Annotated in this window: 14 protein-coding genes; 12 read left to right on the top strand and 2 right to left on the bottom strand. The window is 68.0% G+C overall.

The window, feature by feature from the left end:
- Nucleotides 1-53: 53 nt before the first annotated feature.
- Genes BBH56_RS08925 through BBH56_RS08905 form a run of 5 tightly spaced genes read left to right on the top strand, consistent with a single transcriptional unit; the run spans nt 54 to nt 5,034 of the window.
- Nucleotides 54-452, top strand: coding sequence for a hypothetical protein (locus BBH56_RS08925; RefSeq protein WP_148122612.1), 399 nt, complete (start codon nt 54-56; stop codon nt 450-452).
- The gene (dprA, locus tag BBH56_RS08920; RefSeq protein WP_148122611.1) at nt 445-1,578 is read left to right on the top strand and encodes a DNA-processing protein DprA; all 1,134 of its coding nucleotides are present in this window, start codon (nt 445-447) and stop codon (nt 1,576-1,578) included. The genes BBH56_RS08925 and dprA overlap by 8 nt, the downstream gene beginning before the upstream one ends.
- Nucleotides 1,575-2,048 (top strand): DUF494 family protein, encoded by a 474-nt coding sequence (locus BBH56_RS08915; RefSeq protein ID WP_148122610.1) that lies wholly within the window; start codon nt 1,575-1,577, stop codon nt 2,046-2,048. Before dprA ends, BBH56_RS08915 begins: the two co-directional genes overlap by 4 nt.
- A 6-nt stretch (nt 2,049-2,054) precedes the next feature.
- Complete coding sequence (locus BBH56_RS08910; RefSeq protein WP_148122609.1) at nt 2,055-4,463, top strand: DNA topoisomerase I; 2,409 nt, start codon at nt 2,055-2,057, stop codon at nt 4,461-4,463.
- Between the two features lies 1 nt (nt 4,464).
- Entirely contained in the window at nt 4,465-5,034 is a 570-nt protein-coding gene (locus BBH56_RS08905) for an L-threonylcarbamoyladenylate synthase (RefSeq protein WP_148122608.1), read from the top strand.
- Here the strand turns inward: BBH56_RS08905 and moaA are convergent.
- Both moaA and BBH56_RS08895 read right to left on the bottom strand, forming a co-directional pair.
- Complete coding sequence (gene moaA, locus BBH56_RS08900) at nt 5,031-6,053, bottom strand: GTP 3',8-cyclase MoaA (RefSeq protein WP_148122607.1); 1,023 nt, start codon at nt 6,051-6,053, stop codon at nt 5,031-5,033. The genes BBH56_RS08905 and moaA overlap by 4 nt on opposite strands.
- A 4-nt stretch (nt 6,054-6,057) precedes the next feature.
- Nucleotides 6,058-6,492 carry a molybdenum cofactor biosynthesis protein MoaE gene (locus BBH56_RS08895; RefSeq protein WP_148122606.1) on the bottom strand — a complete coding sequence of 145 codons (435 nt, stop codon included), beginning with the start codon at nt 6,490-6,492 and terminating at the stop codon, nt 6,058-6,060.
- A gap of 41 nt (nt 6,493-6,533) precedes the next feature.
- On the opposite strand from BBH56_RS08895, the gene hemF reads away from it, so the two are divergent.
- The 7 genes from hemF to BBH56_RS08860 all read left to right on the top strand — a co-directional run bounded on the left by hemF (nt 6,534) and on the right by BBH56_RS08860 (nt 20,197).
- The gene (gene hemF / locus BBH56_RS08890; protein ID WP_148122790.1) at nt 6,534-7,439 is read left to right on the top strand and encodes an oxygen-dependent coproporphyrinogen oxidase; all 906 of its coding nucleotides are present in this window, start codon (nt 6,534-6,536) and stop codon (nt 7,437-7,439) included.
- Nucleotides 7,440-7,664: 225 nt separating this feature from the next.
- Entirely contained in the window at nt 7,665-10,325 is a 2,661-nt protein-coding gene (gene aceE, locus BBH56_RS08885) for a pyruvate dehydrogenase (acetyl-transferring), homodimeric type (RefSeq protein WP_404828066.1), read from the top strand.
- A gap of 29 nt (nt 10,326-10,354) precedes the next feature.
- Entirely contained in the window at nt 10,355-11,725 is a 1,371-nt protein-coding gene (gene aceF, locus BBH56_RS08880; protein ID WP_148122604.1) for a dihydrolipoyllysine-residue acetyltransferase, read from the top strand.
- 20 nt (nt 11,726-11,745) lie between these two features.
- On the top strand, nt 11,746-13,557 hold the full coding sequence (gene lpdA / locus BBH56_RS08875) for a dihydrolipoyl dehydrogenase (protein ID WP_148122603.1): 1,812 nt from the start codon (nt 11,746-11,748) through the stop codon (nt 13,555-13,557).
- Nucleotides 13,558-13,563: 6 nt separating this feature from the next.
- Nucleotides 13,564-14,577, top strand: a complete 1,014-nt coding sequence (locus BBH56_RS08870) for a 3-oxoacyl-ACP synthase III family protein (RefSeq protein ID WP_148122602.1) — start codon at nt 13,564-13,566, stop codon at nt 14,575-14,577.
- Entirely contained in the window at nt 14,574-19,409 is a 4,836-nt protein-coding gene (locus BBH56_RS08865) for an NAD-glutamate dehydrogenase (RefSeq protein ID WP_148122789.1), read from the top strand. The genes BBH56_RS08870 and BBH56_RS08865 overlap by 4 nt, the downstream gene beginning before the upstream one ends.
- On the top strand, nt 19,406-20,197 hold the full coding sequence (locus tag BBH56_RS08860; protein WP_148122601.1) for an alpha/beta fold hydrolase: 792 nt from the start codon (nt 19,406-19,408) through the stop codon (nt 20,195-20,197). The genes BBH56_RS08865 and BBH56_RS08860 overlap by 4 nt, the downstream gene beginning before the upstream one ends.
- Nucleotides 20,198-20,210 lie beyond the last annotated feature (13 nt).

The raw sequence follows: 20,210 nt of genomic DNA, 5'->3' as shown, positions 1-20,210 counted from the left end.
AGCGAACCGCCGCCGCCTGCGACCAGTCAGACACGGGGCGACAAGGAGACATCATGCCTGCGTGGAGTCCGCGCGTCCTGCTTGCCACCACTGCCCTGCTCACCGCGCTGCCGGTGCCGGCCTCGCCGCCGGCCCTGTTCCCATCCAGCGAAGCGCTGCCGCGGGTGGTGCTGGGCGAGGAGGGACGACGCCTGAACGCCGCCGGTGACCGGGTCTATGCCGAAGGGCTGAGCGGTCGGGCAGCCCGAAATTATTATCTGCTCCGGCCGGGGCCGGCCATCACCGGCCACAGCGGCGAGCGCCTCGGCCGCAGCACCATCGCCCTGGGCAAAGCGACGCTGATCAGCCGTGGGCAGCCGGCGCTGCTGCGCATCCTGCAGGCCCGCCGCGAAATCCGCCCCGGCGACTATCTGCTTGCCATCAATCCCGAGCGGAGCGATGCCGATGGCTGACCGCGCGCTCGAGGCCTGGCTGTGGCTGGCGCGTCTGCCGGGCGTCGGCCCGCGGACCAGCACCCTGATCATCGAGGCTTATGGCCATCCCGAGGCCTTTCGGGCCGCCTCCGAGGCGGATCGCGCCGCGCATGGACTGCCGCGCGCCGCCGTGCGCGCGCCCCATGACTTAGCCAGCCTGCAGCCGGGCATCGATGCCGACCTGCGCTGGGCCGAGGCCGGGGACCGGCATCTGATCGCCCGCGATGATGCGCGCTACCCGACGCTGCTGACCCGCATCGGCGATCCACCACCGATGCTCTACCTGCGTGGCGATCCCGACGCCCTGAACGAGCCGCAGGTCGCCATGGTCGGCGCACGCAATGCCTCGGAAAACGCCATTCACATCGCCGAGGAGTTCGCCGCCTATCTGGCCGCCACCGGCCTGACCGTCACCAGCGGCCTGGCACTGGGGATCGACAGCGCGGCCCATGAGGGGGCGCTGGCGGTGGAGGGGCGCACCGTGGCGGTCATGGCCACCGGCCCGGACCGGCTCTATCCGCGTGATAATGAGGCACTGGCCGATCAGATCGCCGACAACGGCGCGCTGGTCACCGAAATGCCCACCGGCACGCCGGTCAGCCGCGGCCTGTTCCCGCGCCGCAACCGCCTGATCGCCGGGCTGTCGGTAGGCACGCTGGTGGTCGAGGCGGGTCGTCACAGCGGCTCGCTGGAAACCGCCTACCGGGCGATCGAGGCCGGCCGCGAGGCCATGGCCATCCCCGGCTCCATCCACAATCCGCGGGTCAAGGGCTGCCACGCGCTGATCCGCAACGGGGCGCGGCTGGTGGAATCGGCGCGGCAGGTCATCGAGGAGGTCGGCCACGCCATCGACGGGCCGGCACCCAGCGCGCCGCCGGCCGATCCGACGGCTGACACGACCGACTGGACGGCCCTGGACGCCCGCGAAATCGCGGTGCTCGAAGCCATGGATCATGACCCCATCGCCTTCGACACCCTGCTCCAGCGGGCTTCATTGACGCCCGATATCCTTTCATCCATTCTCCTTAAGCTCGAACTCTCGGGCGACGTTGCGCCCTGCAGTAGCGGTTATTACATGCGAACCAGCAATCGAGCGGGCGGATGAAAGAAAACGTCTTCGAGATCCTGATGTACCTGTTTGAGCATTATTTTCAGGACGCCGTCGACCTCGACCCCAATCGGACCCAGATCGAGTCGGACCTGCAGGAAGCGGGCTTTTCCGATCCGCAGATTTTCAAGGCACTGGCATGGATCGACGCGCTGGCCGAAACCCGTGATCTGCCGGTTTCCGCGCACGGACCGGCGGCGATGCGGATCTACACGCCGGCCGAGGCGGCCCGACTCGATGTCGAGTGCCGCGGCTTTCTGCTGTTCCTCGAACAGGCCGGGATTCTCACGGCGGGCAGCCGCGAGCTGGTCATCGATCGCCTCATGGATCTCGACGACGACCCCATCGGACTTGATGAGCTCAAGTGGGTGGTCCTCATGGTCCTGTTCAGCCAACCGGGTCAGGAAGAGGCCTGCGCCTCCATGGAGAGCCTGCTTTTTGAACCTCCCTACCCCACGAAACACTAAGCATTCATGTCGCATTCACTGGTAATCGTCGAATCGCCGGCCAAGGCGGGCACCATCAAGAAGTACCTGGGCAAGGACTTCGAGGTGATGGCGTCGTACGGTCACGTCCGTGACCTGATCGCCAAGGAGGGTGCCGTCGATCCGGCGCAGGACTTCGCGATGCACTACAGCGTGGTGGAGCGCAACGCCAAGCAGGTCGATGCCATCGCCAAGGCCACCCGCAAGGCCGATGCGGTCTATCTGGCCACTGACCCCGACCGCGAGGGCGAGGCCATTTCCTGGCACCTGCTCGAACTGCTGCGCGAGCGCGGCGTGGTCGATGACAAACCGGTCCACCGGGTTGTCTTCTACGAAATCACCCGCGATGCGATCCGCGAGGCCATCCAGCATCCCCGCGGGCTGTCCGATCACCTGGTGGATGCCCAGCAGGCACGCCGGGCGCTGGACTACCTGGTCGGGTTCAACCTCTCGCCGCTGCTCTGGCGCAAGATCACCAGCGGCCTGTCCGCCGGGCGCGTGCAGTCGCCGGCGCTGCGCATGATCGTCGAGCGCGAAAAAGAGATCGAGGCGTTCGTCCCCCAGGAGTACTGGAGCGTCGAGGCCGATCTGGTGCAGGCTGAAACGCCATTTGTCGGGCGTCTGCAGCAGCTCGATGGCGGCAAGGTCGAGCAGTTCACCATCAACAATGCCGAAACCGCCGAAGACGCCTCGCGGCGCATCCTCGCGGCCGCCGGCGCCGAGCACGGCAAAGGCGAGGGCGAGGGCGAGGGCGAGGGCGAGGGCGAGCTGAGCGTCACCCGGGTCGAGAAAAAGCAGCGCCGGCGCAACCCCGCCGCGCCGTTCATCACCTCCACCCTGCAGCAGGAGGCATCGCGCAAGCTGCGCTTTTCCGCGCAGCAGACCATGCGCATCGCCCAGCAGCTCTACGAGGGTGTGGATACCGGCAGCGGCACGGTGGGCCTGATCACCTACATGCGCACCGACTCGGTCAACCTCTCGCAGGAGGCCATCCACAGCCTGCGCGAGGTGATCGAAAAGCGCTTCGGCGCCGCCAAGCTGCCGGCCAAGCCCAACCAGTACCGCACCCGCGCCAAGAACGCCCAGGAAGCGCATGAAGGCATCCGGCCGACGGATGCCAGCCGGGTGCCGGAATCGCTCAAGGGATACCTCAGCGACGACCAGTACCGGCTTTATGACCTGATCTGGAAGCGCACCGTGGCCTGCCAGATGATCCACGCCACCATCGACACGGTGTCGGTGGATCTGGCCGCCGGCGACGTGGCGAGTTTCCGGGCGACGGGCTCGACGGTGCGCGACCCCGGCTTCATGGCGGTGTACCAGGAGGGCGCGGACGACCCGGGGGCCGATGCCAACGACCGCATCCTGCCGCCGCTTGCCGAAGGCGAGCGGATCCCGCTGACTGGCCTGCGGCCGGAACAGCACTTCACCGAGCCGCCGCCGCGCTACTCCGAGGCCACGCTGGTGCGCACCCTCGAGGAGTACGGCATCGGCCGGCCGTCGACGTATGCCGCGATCATTGCCACGCTGCAGGCGCGTAACTACGTGACCCTGGAGAACCGGCGTTTCAAGCCCACCGACACCGGTCGGGTGGTCACCAAGTTCCTGACCGAGCATTTCGATCGCTACGTCGATTACGAATTCACCGCCCGTCTCGAGGACCGGCTGGATGCGATCTCGCGGGGGGAGACCGACTGGGTGCCGGTGCTGCGCCAGTTCTGGGATCCATTCCACGAGCGCATCGAGGAAAAACAGCAGGTCTCGCGCAGCGAAGTAATGAAGGCCCGTGAGCTGGGCACCGACCCGCAGAGTGGCCGTCCGGTCTCGGCGCGGCTCGGCCGCTACGGACCCTTCGTCCAGATCGGCACCCGCGAGGACGAGGAAAAGCCGCGTTTCGCCAGCCTGCGCCCCGGGCAGAGCATCGACACCATCGGCCTCGATGAGGCGCTGGCCCTGTTCACGCTGCCCCGCGACCTCGGCGAGACGCCGGATGGCCTGCCGCTGAGCGCCAACATCGGCCGCTTCGGCCCCTATGTCCGCTTTGGTGATCAGTTCGCGTCGCTGAAAAAGGACGATGATCCCTACACCATCGACCGTGAACGCGCCCTGGAGCTGGTCGAGGAGAAAAAGGAGAACATCGCCCGGCGCACCATCCAGAGTTTTGACGACGGCGCACTGACCGTCATGAAAGGCCGCTTCGGGCCCTACATCACCGACGGTCGCAAGCGGGCGCGGGTCCCCAAGGACCGCGAGGCCGAATCGCTGACCCGGGACGAGTGCCAGGCATTGATCGACGAGGCGCCCGAGCCCAAGGGTCGTGGCGGGGGCCGCAAGAAGTCCGCCAGTGGCACCGGCAAGGGTCGCACCAGCCGCAAGAAGCAGTCCTCGGGCAGCTGATATGCGCACCCCCTCGCCGGCCCTGCGCCGGGTCCGCGATCAGATCCATTCAGGCGGCGTCGGCGCCTATCCCACCGAAGGGGTCTGGGGCCTGGGCTGCGATCCCCTCGACAGCGATGCCATCGCCCGGCTGATCCGGCTCAAGGGCCGGGGCGCGGACAAGGGCCTGATCGTGATTGCGGCGGGCATCGACCAGCTCGAGGGGCTGGTGCAATGGCCCGCCCGTGAGTCGGTGCGTGAGGCGATGCTGGCCACCTGGCCGGGTCCCGTCACCTGGGTCATGCAGGCCGCCGACGGCCTGCCCGATCTGCTGACCGGCGGGCGCCCGAGCATTGCCGTGCGGGTCACGCGCCACCCCCCGGTCATCAACCTCTGCCGCGCGGCCGGCTCAGCGCTGGTGTCCACCAGTGCCAACCGCAGTGGCCGGCCCGCCTGCCGGCGTGGCTGGCAGGTGCAGCGCTGCTTCGGCCGGCAGCTCGACTGGTTTGTGCCCGGCCCGCTGGGCGGCCAGCGCGGCCCGTCGGAAATCCGCGATGCCGACACCGGCCGGGTGCTGCGGGCGGGCGCCTAACCGCCGATGTAGGACATCTCGATGCGGCGGCTGTCGATGGGCTGCTCGACGGCGGTGCGAAGCTCAGAGTAGCGGTCATCGCGTTGCGACCAGACCGTCGTCAGTGCCTCGTGGAGCGCGGCGTCACTGTCACCGCGGCGCAGCCGCTCGCGCAGATCATGGCCGTGACTGGCGAACAGGCAGGTGAACAGCTGACCCTCGGCGGACAGCCGGGCGCGCTGGCAGGTGCCGCAGAAGGGCTGGGTCACTGAACTGATCAGACCGACCTCGCCGGCGCCATCCCGATAGCGATAACGCTCGGCCACCTCGCCACGGTAATTGGGTGCCAGCGGTTCGATGGGCCAGCGGGCGTTGATCCGGTCCACGACGTCGCGGGACGGGATGACCTGATCAAGCCGCCAGCCGTTGCTGTTGCCGACATCCATGTACTCAATGAAGCGCACGATGTGGGCGGTGCCGCGGAAATGTCCGGCCATGGGCAGAATATCGCCATCATTGACGCCTTTCTGCACCACCATGTTGATCTTGATCGGCCCCAGCCCGGCCGCCTCGGCGTGATCGATCCCGGCCAGCACCTTCGCCACCGGGAATCCGACGTCATTCATGGCCCGGAAGGTCGCATCATCGATGCCGTCCAGGCTGACGGTCAGACGGTCCAGCCCCGCCGCCCGCAGCGCCCGGGCCTTGTCGCGGGTCAGCAGCGAGGCATTGGTGGTCAGACTGATGTCCTCAATGCCATCAATGTCGCGCAGCAGCCCGATCAGCGTCTCCAGATCGCGGCGCAGCAGCGGCTCACCCCCGGTCAGGCGCAGCTTGCGCACGCCCAGCGACGCTAACACCCCGGCGAGCCGGGCGATCTCCTCGAACGAGAGCAGCTGGTGGCGCGGCAGAAAGGCGTGATCGGCACCGAACAGGGCCTTGGGCATGCAGTAGCTGCAGCGGAAATTGCAGCGATCGGTCAGCGAAATCCGCAGATCCCGCAGCGGTCGATCGCGCCGATCGGTGACGTCCTGCGTCATGGCTCTACTCCCCCGCCCCCGGCAGCGCCTCGCCCTGCTGATAGACCTGCGAGCCATCGGCATAGGTCTCGCGCTTCCAGACCGGTGCGGTGGCCTTGAGCCGGTCGATGGCAAACCGCGCGGCCTCGAACGCCTCCGCCCGGTGCGCCGCGCGCACCACCACCACCACGCTCAGCTCACCGACCCGCAGACGGCCGGTGCGATGGCGGATCCGACACGAGAGGATGTCATAGCCGGACAGCGCCTCGGCCTCGACGGCGGCCAGGGCGCGCTCGGCCAGCGGAACGTAGGCCGAGTACTCGATATCGGTGACGGTCTGGCCCGCGTGGTGACGGCGCACCGTGCCGCCGAACACCACCACGGCGCCGGCATCCGGCGAGGCGGTCTCCTCGAACAGCGCGTCGAGGTCGATGGCCTCGCCATCAATATGGTCCGTCATTGCGTTCGCTCCAGCGTTCCCTGATGCGTATCCTTGCACGCATGACCGAGATTGATGCAACTGCCGTCCGATCCTATCTGCTGGATCTGCAGGATCGTATCTGCGATGGGCTGTCGGCGTTGGATGGCAACGACTTTCATGAGGACGCCTGGGATCGCGAGGCGGGAGGCGGCGGCCGGACGCGGGTGCTCAGTGGTGGGCCCGTGTTCGAGCAGGCGGGCGTCAACTTCTCGCACGTGTTCGGCGCCAACCTGCCCGCCACCGCCAGCGAGCGCCGACCGGAGCTGGCCGGCCGCGGCTTCCAGGCCCTGGGCGTGTCGCTGGTGGTGCACCCGCGCAACCCGTATGTGCCCACCTCGCACGCCAATGTCCGCTTTTTCATGGCCGAGGCCGAGGACGCCGAACCGGTCTGGTGGTTTGGCGGCGGCTTTGACCTGACTCCGTTCTATCCCTTCGACGAGGACTGCCGTCACTGGCATCAGGTGGCCCACGACGCCGTCGCCCCGTGGGGAGAGGATCTGTACCCACGCTTCAAGACCTGGTGCGATGAGTACTTCTACCTGCCCCATCGTGGCGAAACCCGAGGCATCGGCGGACTGTTCTTTGACGATTACGAGCGCGGCGGTTTCGGGTCGGCGTTCGCCATGATGCGCTCGGTGGGCGACGGCTACATGCGCGCCTACGCCCCCATCGTCGAGGCCCGCCAGGACATTCCCTATACCGAGCGCGAACGCGACTTCCAGCTCTATCGGCGCGGCCGCTATGTCGAATTCAACCTGCTCTACGACCGCGGCACCAAGTTCGGCATCCAGTCGGGCGGCCGGACCGAGTCGATCCTCATGTCGATGCCACCGCTGGCGCGCTGGGAGTACGACTACCAAGTGGGCGAAGCCACGCCCGAGGCGGAACTGACCCGGCGCTATCTGCAGCCCCGTGAGTGGCTCTAGCGGGCACGCCGCCCGAGTCATACGGTCTGTGCCTGATGCTCATAAATCACGGGGCGACAACCGCTGCCCGTTGGGTTAGGTTGGCGGATCGCGACGGACTGCATTTTTCCGCAGCGCACCAATAACCTACAGCGATCAGGGGTGTGGCCACCGAACGGTCCGCCCGCTAGGCTGTGCCTTGACAGAACAATGACGAGGTCAGAGATGGCAGCAAAAATGACGCCCATGCCGACGCCGGACGACCTGGATCCGCAGGAGACCCAGGAGTGGCTCGAGGCCATTGAGTCGGTCCTCGAATACGAAGGCCCGGAGCGGGCACAGTTTCTGCTCGAGCAGCTCGTGGACAAGGCCCGCCGCAGCGGCGGCCAGTTGCCCTTCAAGGCGACCACGGCCTACCAGAACACCATTCCCACCCAGCATGAGCAGCCCTTTCCCGGGGATCGCGCGCTGGAATCGCGGATCCGCTCGATCATCCGCTGGAACGCCATGGCGATGGTGGTCCAGGCCAACCGCGATCGGGACGGCATTGGCGGCCACATCGCCTCGTTCGCCTCGTCGGCAACGCTCTACGAGGTGGGCTTCAACCATTTCTGGCGCGCGCCGAGTGAGGATCACGGCGGTGACCTGGTGTTCATCCAGGGCCACTCAGCGCCGGGCATCTACGCCCGCGCCTACCTCGAAGGCCGGCTCAACGACGACGATCTGCACAACTTCCGCGCCGACCTCGCCAAGACCGGCAAGCCGCTGTCCTCGTATCCGCATCCCTGGTTGATGCCCGATTTCTGGCAGCTGCCCACCGTGTCCATGGGGCTCGGCCCGATCATGGGCGTCTATCAGGCCCGCTTCCTCAAGTATCTCCACAACCGCGGCATCGCCGATACGGCCGACCGCAAGGTCTGGGTGTTCTGCGGTGACGGCGAAATGGACGAGCCCGAGAGCCTGGGTGCCATCGGTGTGGCCGCCCGCGAGGGGCTCGACAACCTGATTTTCGTGGTCAACTGCAACCTCCAGCGCCTGGACGGGCCGGTGCGCGGCAATGGCAAGATCATTCAGGAGCTCGAGGGCGAGTTCCGCGGCGCCGGCTGGAACGTCCTCAAAGTGCTCTGGGGTTCGGCCTGGGATCCGCTCCTCGCGAAGGACTCCCAGGGGCTGCTACGCCGGCGCATGGACGAAGCCGTGGACGGCGAGTACCAGAACTTCAAGGCCAAGGGCGGCGCCTATACCCGCGAGCATTTCTTTGGCAAATACCCCGACCTCAAGGCCATGGTCGCGAACATGTCCGACGAGGACATCTGGCAGCTCAAGCGCGGCGGCCATGACTCGGCCAAGGTCTACAACGCCTATCGCGCCGCCACCGAGCATGAGGGCCAGCCCACGGTCATCCTGGCGAAGACGGTCAAGGGCTATGGCATGGGCGAGGCCGGCGAAGGCCAGAACATCACCCATCAGCAGAAGAAAATGGCCGAGAACGCCCTCAAGGAGTTCCGCGACCGCTTCCACATCCCGGTGCCCGACGAGAAAGTCGCCGACGCGCCGTTTTACAAGCCCGCCGAGGACTCACCCGAGATCAAGTACCTGCACGAGCGGCGCGAGGCGCTGGGCGGCTACCTGCCGGAGCGGCGCATTACCGCCGAGCCGGTGGAGGTGCCCGACCTCTCGGCGTTCCAGGTGCTGCTCAAGGACAGCGGCGAGCGTGAGATGTCGACCACCATGGCGTTCGTCCGGGCGCTGTCGATCATCGCTCGCGACAAGGGCCTGGCCTCGCGTCTGGTACCGATCGTCCCCGACGAGGCCCGCACCTTCGGCATGGAGGGCCTGTTCCGCCAGCTGGGCATCTACGCCCCGCAGGGTCAGCTCTACGAGCCGCAGGATGCCGATCAGCTGATGTACTACCGCGAGGATCAGAAAGGTCAGATCCTCCAGGAGGGCATCAACGAGGCCGGCGCCATGTCGAGCTGGATTGCCGCCGCCACCGCCTACGCCAATCACGGCGTCGAGATGATCCCGTTCTTTGCCTATTACTCCATGTTCGGCTACCAGCGGGTCGGCGATCTGTGGTGGGCGGCCGGCGACATGCAGGCCAAGGGCTTTCTCATGGGCGGCACCGCCGGGCGCACCACGCTCAACGGCGAAGGCCTGCAGCACGAGGACGGCCACAGCCATCTGATGACCGCGGCCCTGCCCAACTGCCGCTCATTCGATCCGACCTTCGCCTACGAGATGGCCGTGATCATCCAGGACGGCATGAAGCGGATGTATCAGGAGCAGGAGTCGGTCTTCTACTACATCACCATGATGAACGAGAACTATCACCAGCCGGCCATGCCGGAGGGCGCCGAGGACGGCATCACCCGGGGCATGTACCTGTTCCAGAAGGGCGCCGGGGGCAAGCAGCAGGTCCAGCTGCTGGGCTCGGGCAGCATCCTCATGGAGGTCATCGCCGCCGCCGACCTGCTCAAGCAGGACTGGGGCGTCGACAGCGACATCTGGAGCTGCCCGTCGTTCACCGAGCTGCGTCGCGACGGCATCGACTGCGAGCGCCACAACATGCTGCACCCCGAGGACACGCCGCGCATGCCCTATGTACAGCAGTGCCTGGCCGATCATGCGGGGCCGGCGATCGCCTCCACCGACTACATGCGCGCGTTCGCCGATCAGATCCGGCCCTACATCGACCGCCATTATGTGGTGCTGGGCACCGACGGTTACGGCCGCTCGGACACGCGCGAGAACCTGCGCCGCTTCTTCGAGGTGGATCGCTATTACGTCACGGTGGCGGCCCTCAAGGCGCTGGCCGACGAAGGCACGATCAGTGCCGAAACCGTCAGCAAGGCGATCGCCCACTACAACATCGACACCGACGCCCCTAACCCGGTCACGGTCTAGCGGCGAATCACGGCGCAGGAGGAATTTGCGTGGCAGAGGTCAAGGAAATCACCGTCCCCGACATCGGCGACTTCGATGCGGTGGACGTCATCGAGGTGCTGGTCGGCCCGGGCGACAGCGTCGCTGCCGAAGACTCGATCATCACCCTGGAAAGCGACAAGGCGACCATGGAAGTCCCCTGTCCGGTGGACGGCACCGTCACCGAGATGCTGATCCAGCCCGGCGACAAGGTGGCCGAGGGCACGCCGGTTGCCAAGGTTGAGGTCAGTGGTGACGGCGCCGGCGACGCTGCCGGGGACGATACGGCCGCCGCCGCTGAGGCCCCGGCGGCCGAGCCCGCCGCCGCGGCACCGGAACCGGCCCCGGCACCCGCCGCCGAGGCCCCTGCTGAGCCATCCGCCCCGGCGGAGCAGCCCGCACCCGCCGAGGCGCCGACGAAGCAGGCCGACGGGCCCGCGCTCAGCGCCGAGACCCAGCGTCTGGCCCACGCCGGACCGTCGGTGCGGCGCTTCGCCCGCGAGCTGGGCGTGCCGCTGGATCAGGTCACCGGCAGCGGCCGCAAGGGCCGGATCAACCGCGAAGACGTGCAGGCCTACGTGAAATCGGCGCTGGAAGGCGGCGCAGCGGCGGCTCCCGCAGCTGCGGCACCGGCCGCCGAGGGTGCCGGCATCCCGCCCATCCCGGCGGTCGACTTCAGCAAGTTCGGCGAAGTCGAGGAAGTCGACCTGCCCCGCATCAAGCGGCTCTCGGGCCCGCATCTGCATCGCAGCTGGCTCAACATCCCGCATGTCACCCAGTTCGACGAGGCCGACATCACCGAGCTCGACGCCTTCCGCAAGGCGGAAAAGGCGGCCGCCGAGCAGGCCGGCGTCAAGCTCACGCCGCTGGCCTTCATGGTCAAGGCCTCGGCCCGGGCCCTGCAGGCGTTTCCCGACTTCAACAGCTCGCTGCGCAGCGATGGCGCCGCGCTGATCCGCAAGCACTACATCAACATCGGCGTGGCGGTGGATACCCCCCAGGGCCTGGTGGTGCCGGTGATCAAGGACGCCGACCAGAAGGGCATCTACGCGATCGCCGCGGATCTCGCCGAGCTCTCGGCCAAGGCGCGTGACGGCAAGCTTGGCGCCGGCGACATGCAGGGCGGTACGTTCAGCGTCTCGAGCCTGGGCGGCCTGGGCGGCACGGCGTTCACGCCCATCGTCAATGCCCCCGAGGTGGCGATCCTCGGCGTGTCCAAGACCGCCACCAAGCCGGTCTGGGACGGCAGCCAGTTCGTCCCCCGGCTGATGCTGCCGCTGAGCCTTTCCTATGACCATCGGGTCATCGACGGCGCTGCGGCCGCCCGCTTCACCACTTATCTGACGGGTGTGCTCGGCGATCTGCGCCGCCTCATCCTGTAAACCTGAAAGGATCGCGATTCATGTCACAAGCCAAGGAAGTCCGCGTCCCGGATATCGGCGACTTCGACGCGGTCGAGATCATCGAGGTGCTGGTCGGCCCGGGCGATACCGTGGAGGCCGAGAGCTCGCTCATCACCCTCGAGAGCGACAAGGCCACCATGGAGGTGCCAGCGCCCTTCGACGGGCGGATCGAGTCGGTGACGGTCAGTGTCGGCGATAAGGTCGCCGAGGGCGATGTGATCGCCATGGCGGTGCCCGCCGACGGTGCTGCCGGCGCTGAGGCGGATGATGCCGGTGGCGGCGCCGACAGCGGCGCAGCCGCTCCGGCCGAGACCGCCAGCGAAACACCCGCCGCCGCCTCCGAGCCGGCACCGGCCGCCGCCCCTGCAGCAACCGCCGCCAATCAGGCCGCGCCCGATTCGCCGGACTGTGACGTGCTGGTGGTGGGCGCCGGGCCGGGCGGCTACAGCGCCGCCTTCCGGGCCGCGGACCTGGGGCTGAAGACCATTATGGTCGAGCGTTATCCAAGCCTGGGCGGCGTCTGCCTGAACGTGGGCTGCATCCCGTCAAAAGCGCTGCTGCATGCCGCCAAGGTCATCGACGATGCGGCGTTCTTTGCCGACAACGGCATCGAGTTCGGCGAGCCGAAGATCGATCTGAAAAAGCTCGAATCCTGGAAGTCGAGCGTCGTCGGCAAGCTCACCGGCGGTCTGGTCGGGCTCGCCAAGCAGCGGAATGTCGAAACCGTCCACGGGCCGGCACAGTTCATCGATGACCATCACGTCAAGGTCGACACCGCCGATGGTGAGCGCTCGATCAGCTATCGCAACGTGATCATCGCCGCGGGATCGCGGCCTATCGCGCCACCGGGCTTTGACCTGGACCATCCGCGGGTCATGGACTCCACCGATGCCCTCAAGCTCGAGGAGGTGCCCAAGCGCATGCTCGTCGTCGGTGGCGGCATCATCGGCCTGGAAATGGCCTCGGTCTATCATGCCCTCGGCAGCGAAATCACCGTAGTCGAGCTGGCCGACCGCCTGATGGCGGGGGCCGATCCGGACATCGTCAAGCCGTTCCGCAAGATCATCGACAAGCGCTACGCGAACATCTTCCTCAATACGAAGGTGACGGCGCTCAGGCCCGACGATGACGGCGTCAGCGTCGAGTTCGAGGGCGGCAAGGCACCGGCCGAGGACCGTTTCGACCGGGTGCTGGTCTCGGTGGGGCGGCGGCCCAACACCGACCGGCTCAACCTCGAGGCCACCAGCCTCGAGCTGATGGACAACGGCTGCATCCCGGCAGACGACCAGATGCGCACCCGGGTCGATCACATCTTCGCCATCGGCGATCTGATCGGTCAGCCGATGCTCGCCCACAAGGCGGTTCACGAGGGCAAGGTGGCCGCCGAGGTCGCCGCGGGCGAGAAAAGCGCCTTTGACGCCCGGGTCATCCCGTCGGTGGCCTATACCGACCCCGAGGTCGCCTGGGTGGGCGTCACCCAGGAGCAGGCCAAGGCCGAGGGCATGGATGTCGAGGTGGGCAGCTTCCCCTGGGCCGCCAATGGCCGGTCACTGTCGCTGGGCCGGGACGAAGGCATCACCAAGCTCATCTTCGAGCGCGACACCGAGCGCGTGGTGGGCGCCGGCATCGTCGGGCCCAACGCCGGTGATCTGATCGCCGAAGTGGGCCTCGCCATCGAGATGGGCGCCGACATGCACGACATCGGGCTGACCATCCACCCGCACCCGACCATCTCCGAGACGGTGGGCATGGCCGCCGAGGCGGCCGCCGGCACACTGACGGATCTGTACATACCCAAAAAGAAACGCTGACCCGCGATGAACCGGTCCGCCGCCGTCGTTGCCACCGGGCGCTACCTTCCCGAGCGCCTTGTGAGCAACGACGAGCTGCGGGCCGAACTGGCCGCAACCGGCCAGGCCGACAGCGTCGAGCGCTTCGAGGCCAGCTCGGGCATCCGCCAGCGCTACCGGGCGGCGCCCGGGCAGGTTACTTCGGACCTTGCCGTGGCCGCGGCACAGCAGGCCCTGGTGCGGGCCGGCTGGCGGGCTGACGAGCTGGACCTGATCATCCTCGGCACCGACACCCCCGATCGCATCACCCCGGCCACCAGCGTGATCGTTCAGGCCAAGCTGGGTGCCCACCCGGCCGGCACCCTCGATATCGGCTGCGCCTGCGCCTCGTTCCCCACGGCACTGGCCACCGCCACCGGCCTGATGGCCACCAACCCGGCACTGCGGCGCATCCTGGTGATCGGCGCCTATATGATGCAGCGCCTCGCCGATCCCGCCGATCCGATGGTGTTCTTCTATGGCGACGGCGCCGGCGCGGCTCTGCTCGCGCCCACCGACGACGACGGCATCATCACCAGCGCCTTCCACGCGGACGGCCGCTATGCCGATCACTGGGACATCGCCGCCGGGGGCACCGCCGAGCCGGCCAGCCATGACGCGGTGGCCGCCGGGCGCACCCGGGTACAGGTCCATCGCCGCTATCCCCCGGCCATCAACGCCGAGGGCTGGCCGCTGGTGATGCGCCGGCTCGCCCGGCAGGGTGGGTTCACGCCATCCGCCATCGATCAGGCGATCTTCACCCAGATCAACGCGGCCAGCATCCGCGAAGCCTGCCAGACCCTGGACATCCCGCCCCAGCGGGCGCCCGCGCTGATGGACCGCTACGGCTACACCGGCTCGGCCTGCCTGCCCATCGCCCTCGATCACCTCATCGAAAACGGCCTGACCGGGCCGGGAGATCTGGTCACACTGGTGGGTTCGGGCGTAGGTTACAACATGGCGGGAGTTGCCCTGCGACTGGAGGAGTGCGCAAGCCGATGAACCACGCGGCCGACAAGACACGCCAGCGCCAGCTGGACGCGCTGGAGCAGCTGGCGGATCAGCGCTGGTCCGAGGCGGATCAGGCGATCATCCACCGCTTCATCGACTGCTACTACGCCAGCATGGCCACCGAAGACCTGACCGCGCGGGCGCCGGGCAGCCTCTACGGTCTGGCGCTGTCGCACTGGCGGCTGGGCTATCAGCGGCCCCGCGGCGAGGTGGCGCTCCGCGTCTACAACCCCGACCCGGAACAGGATGGCTGGGAGTCCACCCACAGCGTGGTCCAGATCGTCGCCGACGATCAGCCCTTCCTCGTGGACTCACTGTCCATGGCGATGAACGAGCAGGGTCTGATGATCCACCTGATCAGCCATCCGGTGCTCGAGGTCGCGCGCGACGCCGGTGGCCACGTTGCCGCGGTGAGCGACCGCTCCAGCAGTGACGGCGAGCCCGAGGCCTGGATCCATATCGAGGTGGATCGCCAGGCCGGTGATGCGCCGCTGGACGCCCTTGAGGCGGCGGTGCGGGACACCCTGCGCGATGTCGAGGTGGCGGTGGCCGACTGGCAGGCCATGCGCCACCAGGCCGAGCAGGCGCGTCGGTCACTCAAGCGCCGCGCACCGGCCGCCGACGACGACTACCCCGCCGAGATCGATGCCTTTCTGGAATGGATGCTCGATGACCATTTCACGTTTCTCGGCTACCGCCGCTACGACCTCAGGCGCGGCAACGACAGCCTGCGGCTGGAGGCGGTTCAGGACACCGGACTGGGGCTGCTGCGGCCCGCCCGCAACGCCGAACGGCTGTCGAGCAGCTTCGAGGCGCTACCGCCGGCGATGCGCGAGCAGGCCAGCGACCCCGACCCGCTGATCCTGACCAAATCCAGCCACCGCGCCACCGTCCATCGCCATGGCTACATGGACACCATCGGCATCAAGCGCTTCAACACCCGGGGCGAGGTGATCGGCGAACACCGCTTTCTGGGGCTCTACACCTCGGGCGCCTACAGCCGCAATCCGCGCAACATCCCGCTGCTGCGGCGCAAGGTGGCGGCGGTGCTCGAGCGCGCCGGCCTGCGCGCCAACAGCCATGCCGGCAAGGCCCTGGTGCACATCCTCGAGACCTATCCCCGCGACGAGCTCTTCGAGATCGATTCGCAGACGCTCTATGAGACGGCCCTGGGCATCCTGCAGCTGCAGGAGCGCCAGCGGGTGCGCCTGTTCACGCGTCACGACCGCTTCGGGCGGTTCGTCTCGTGCCTGGTCTATGCCCCACGGGACCGCTATGACACGGCGACGCGGCAGCGCATGCAGCAGATCCTCATGGAGGCGTTCGACGGGGCACACTCCGAGTTCACCGTGCAGCTCTCCGAGGCGGTGCTTGCCCGCATCCACTTCATCATCCACTTCCGCGGCACCGAGGCCCAGACCGTGGACACCGACGCCCTCGAGGCACGTCTGGCGGCCACCACCCGGTCCTGGTCGGACGATCTGGCACAGACGCTGCTCGAGCACTGCGGCGAGGCCCGCGGCACGCAGCTCCATCACCGCTATCGCGACGCGTTCAGCGCCGCCTATCGCGAGGACACGCCGCCTGGCACCGCCACCCAGGACATCGAACGCCTCGAGACCCTGGAGGCCGGCGACGGCCTGGTGATCAGCCTGTACCGCCCGCTCGAGGCACCGGTGGGCAGCCTGCGGCTGAAGCTCTATCACGCCGGCCAACCCATGAGCCTGTCCGATGTGCTGCCGGTGCTCGAGAACATGGGCGTGCGGGTGATCGACGAGCGCCCCTACGGCATTCGTCCGGAGGGAGCCGGGCCGTGCTGGATCCATGACTTCGGCCTGAGTCACGATCCCGAACTTGACCTTGATACGGGCCGGCTGCGCGACGCCTTCCAGTCCGGGTTCGCCGCCATCTGGCGACGCGAAACCGATGACGACGGCTTCAACCGGCTGATCCTGCTGGCCGGCCTGACCTGGCGGGAGATTTGTATCCTGCGGGCCTACGCCCAGTACCTGCGCCAGGCAGGGATGGCCTACAGCCAGCCCTATATGGAGTCCACCCTTGCCGATCATCCGGCCATCGCCAGCGGCCTGATCAAGCTGTTCAGGGCGCGGTTCGACCCGGATCACGCCGACGCCGGGCGCGCCGGCCGCCTGGCCGACGAGCTGGATGCGCAGCTCGAGGCGGTGCAGAGCCTGGATGATGACCGCATCCTGAGGCGCCTGCGCGATGCCATGCTGGCGACGCTGCGGACCAGCTTCTTCCGGCGCGACGCCCAGGGCCGGCCGCATCCCAGCCTGGCCCTCAAGCTGCGGCCCGAGCGGATCCCCGGTGTTCCCAAGCCGGTCCCGGCGTTCGAGATCTTCGTCAGCTCACCCCGGGTCGAGGGCGTGCACCTGCGCGGCGGCAAGGTGGCCCGGGGCGGACTGCGCTGGTCGGAGCGGCGCGAGGACTACCGCACCGAAATCCTCGGCCTGATGAAAGCCCAGATGGTCAAGAACGCCCTCATCGTCCCGGTGGGCGCCAAGGGCGGTTTTGTCTGCAAGCGCCTGCCCCGTGAGCGTCAGGCCCAGCGCGACGAGGTGCTCGCCTGCTACCGGCTGTTCATCCGCGCGCTGCTGGATGTGACCGACAATATCGTCGATGACGTCGTCCAGCCGCCGGCACAGGTGGTCCGCCACGACGATGACGACCCCTATCTGGTGGTGGCCGCCGACAAGGGCACCGCGACTTTCTCGGATGACGCCAACGCCATCGCCGACGAGTACGGCTTCTGGCTGCATGACGCCTTCGCCTCGGGTGGCTCCACCGGTTACGACCACAAGGCCATGGGCATCACCGCCCGCGGCGCCTGGGTGGCGGTCCAGCGGCATTTCCGCGAAGCCGGCCGCAACATCCAGATCGAGCCGTTCAGCGTTGTCGGCGTCGGCGACATGTCGGGGGATGTGTTCGGCAACGGCATGCTGCAGTCACGGACCACCCGGCTGATCGCCGCCTTCGATCACCGCCATGTATTCATTGACCCCGACCCGGACCCCGAGCGCAGTTACGCCGAGCGGGAGCGGCTGTTCGGCCTTGGCCCCTCCAGCTGGGCGGATTATGACACCGCGCTGATCTCCGAAGGTGGCGGCGTCTGGCCGCGCAGCGCCAAGTCCATCACCCTGCCGGAACCGGCCCGCCGGGCCCTCGGCGTCGAGCAGCAGCGCCTGACGCCCACCGACCTGATCGCCGCCATCCTGCGCGCACCGGTGGATCTGCTCTGGAACGGCGGGATCGGCACCTACGTCAAGGCCCGTGCCGAAAGTCATGCCGAGGTGGGCGACAAGGCCAATGATGCCCTGCGGGCGGATGCCGAAGATCTGCGCTGCCAGGTGATCGGCGAAGGCGGCAACCTGGGAGTGACGCCCCTGGGCCGGGTCGCGTTCGCCCTGGCCGGCGGGCGGATCAACAACGACGCCATCGACAACTCCGGTGGCGTGGACTGCTCCGATCACGAGGTCAACATCAAGATCCTCATGAACGGCGGCGTCGATGATGGCGATCTCACCGTCAAGCAGCGCAACCAGCTGCTGGTCGAAATGACCGATGCCGTCGCCGGGCATGTGCTGGCCAATAACGACCGCCAGACCCAGGCCATCAGCCTGATGCAGGATCGGGCGGCGGCCCGGCTGGCGGAGCAGGATCGCTGCATGCGCCGGCTCGAGCGCGAGGGCCGGCTGGACCGGGCGGTGGAGCAGCTACCGGATGATGAGGGCCTCGCCGAGCGGGCCCGCCAGGGGCGCGGACTGACCCGTCCCGAGCTGGCGATACTGCTGTCGTACACCAAGATCCGCAGCTTCGAGGAGCTGCTCGACTCGCCGCTGGTGCAGGGCGAGGAAAACCTCCACGAGCTGGTGGGGTACTTTCCCGCGCCCCTGCGCGAGCGCTTTGCGACACGCATCGACCAGCACCCCCTGCGCCGCGAGATCATCGCCACCCACCTCGCCAATCATGTGCTCAACCGCATGGGGGCGACGTTTTTGATGCGCATGACCGAAGCGACCGGCGCCGATACCGCCGAGGCGGTGCGGGCCTATCTGGCGGCCCGTGACATCTACGGTCTGCGCGGGCTGTGGCACGAAGTGAACGGACTGGGTGACGCGGTGGCCATCCAGCATCAGCAGTCCGCACTGCACAGCATCCGCGCCCTGCAGGAGCAGGCCACGCGCTGGCTGCTCCGTCATCCGGGCGGCGGCGGCAGTGACGCCGGGGCCGGTATGGCGCCGATGCAGCAGGCGGTCGCCCGCCTCGACGAGGCCCTGCCGACACTGCTGACCGAAACCGCCGCCGGGCAGCTGGCCGCGGCACGCGACCGGCATGTCGAGGCCGGCGTCCCGGCACCCCTGGCCGAGCGCCTGAGCCGTCTGCCGCGGCTCTATCCCGCGCTCGATATCCATGCCGCGGCCTGCGTCGCCGACACCGAACTGACCGAGGCGGCCCGCGTGCATTTCCAGGCCAGCGACCATCTGGCGCTCAGTGACCTGCAGGCGGCCATTGACCGGTTCCAGCCCGAGGACGACTGGCAGGCGCGCTACCGGATCGGACTCATGGAGTCGCTCCACGAGGAACACCGCCGGGTCACCGAAGCCATCCTCCGGCACACCGGTGACGGCACGGCGGCCAGCCGGGTGGAGGACGGACTCGCCGGCGAGGGCAACCGGGTCGACTATCTACGCCAGATCACCGATCAGATCCGGGCCAGCGCCCAGCCCGACAGCGCCATGTTCGGCGTCGCGCTGCAGGCACTGCGGCATGTCGCCTCGAATGCCCAGGAGCGCCTGCAATGACGGATGCGGTGGAACTGCACTGTGCCGAAGGGGGTGACGGCCCGGCACTGGTCATGCTCCACGGCCTGTACGGCTCGGGTAACAACTGGCGCGGCATCGCCCGATCCTTCGAGGCGGGCCATCGGGTGCTGCGCCCCGATCTGCGCAACCACGGCCAGTCCCCGCATTGCCCGGGCATGGATTATCGCGCCATGGCCGCCGACGTCGTCGCCCTGCTGGAGGCACGAGGCATTGAACAGGCCGACATCATGGGCCACAGCATGGGCGGCAAGGTGGCGATGGCGCTGGCCCTGACCCGGCCGGACCGGCTGCGCCGCCTGATGGTGGTGGATATCGCCCCCATGGCCTACGACCATGAAGCCGAGCACGGCGGGCTGATCCGTGCGATGCAGGCCATCGATCTGGCGGCGGCGCCGGATCGCGGCGCGGTGGATGCGCAGCTGGCCACCGAGGTCAGTCACCCAATGATCCGGCAGTTTCTGCTCACCAACCTGCAGCGTCGGGGCGCGCAGTGGGTGTGGCGCATTCCGCTCGCCACGCTGGCCGAGCAACTGCCGGTCATCCAGGGCTGGCCGGAAGGCCTGGGCACCCTGACGGAGCGGCCGGTGCGCTTCGTCCACGGCGGGGCGTCCGACTATGTCGATGGCGCCGGGCGCGCCGCGATCGCCCGCCATTTTCCGGACGCCGACGTGGTGAGCTATCCCGGCGTCGGCCACTGGCTGCATGCCGAGGCGCCGCAGCGCTTCACCGATGAGCTGAACGATTTCGTGACCCAACCCCACCCCTGACCACGCAGAGAGA

This window comes from Spiribacter roseus, assembly GCF_002813635.1.
In the GTDB taxonomy this organism is placed as follows: Bacteria; Pseudomonadota; Gammaproteobacteria; order Nitrococcales; family Nitrococcaceae; genus Spiribacter; species Spiribacter roseus.
Note: the sequence above shows the minus strand (reverse complement) of the source record. Positions and strands in the feature narration are given on the sequence as shown.